General features: G+C 31.6%; 1 protein-coding gene and 1 pseudogene. Both read right to left on the bottom strand.

Annotation, left to right across the window (positions count from 1 at the left end):
• Window positions 1-132: 132 nt before the first annotated feature.
• Window positions 133-396: a hypothetical protein gene (locus HU824_RS19465; RefSeq protein ID WP_176469747.1), complete on the bottom strand. Its 264-nt coding sequence runs from the start codon at window positions 394-396 to the stop codon at window positions 133-135.
• Between the two features lie 85 nt (window positions 397-481).
• A pseudogene (locus HU824_RS19460) lies at window positions 482-608 on the bottom strand (IS4 family transposase); the annotation flags it as partial.

The raw sequence follows: 608 nt of genomic DNA, 5'->3' as shown, positions 1-608 counted from the left end.
AACTGAGCAAATACAAACTTGTCTTGAAACATATGCGGTCATAGTAAAACTACCGCAAAGATAAAATTTCAAGTCCGTTCGCTCGAAAAATCCATGTAACTAACTATATTTCAATAATTTCAAAGAAATTTTTCAGATTTTAATGGGACAGTAGTGAGCCTGATTAAGTTCATACTGTTTCTCAAATGCCTTAGATTGTCTTAGCGAATGCTTCAACGCCTCTATTCGCTCCTCTTTCTGCAAAATAAGTTTATCAGAATTATCTATCAGACTATCTAATTGAGTAAACAATGCCTCATTTGCCTTAGCAGCACTATCTGAGATATGCTGCTTGCATCCAGCACAAAAAAATAAATATAATAAGAAGAATAGGTTTAAACAAAAATGGTTTTTCATATTTCTATACTCGTTGGTAGAATTCATTTATTTAATAAATGAATTAAAAAAGTTACATACATCTTTGATTTTTAATATCAAAGTTTTAAGTACATGACAAAAATTTGAAAACATCGAATTTTGGGGTATAAGTCGGACGCATAAGTATGGTCGAAATCTCTTCCAATCCATATTTGACAAGCGACTTTGCCTTTCTTCCATGTTTCAGAATC

The sequence above is a fragment of the Bacteroides sp. L10-4 genome (assembly GCF_013373675.1).
GTDB classification, from domain to species: domain Bacteria; phylum Bacteroidota; class Bacteroidia; order Bacteroidales; family Bacteroidaceae; genus Bacteroides; species Bacteroides muris.
The sequence above is the reverse complement of the archived record's forward strand: the minus strand, read 5'-3'. Positions and strand labels throughout refer to the sequence as shown.

Bases quoted from the DNA above. Each gene is read 5' to 3' on its own strand.
- HU824_RS19465 (WP_176469747.1), bottom strand. From the start codon at position 396: ATGAAAAACCATTTTTGTTTAAACCTATTCTTCTTATTATATTTATTT.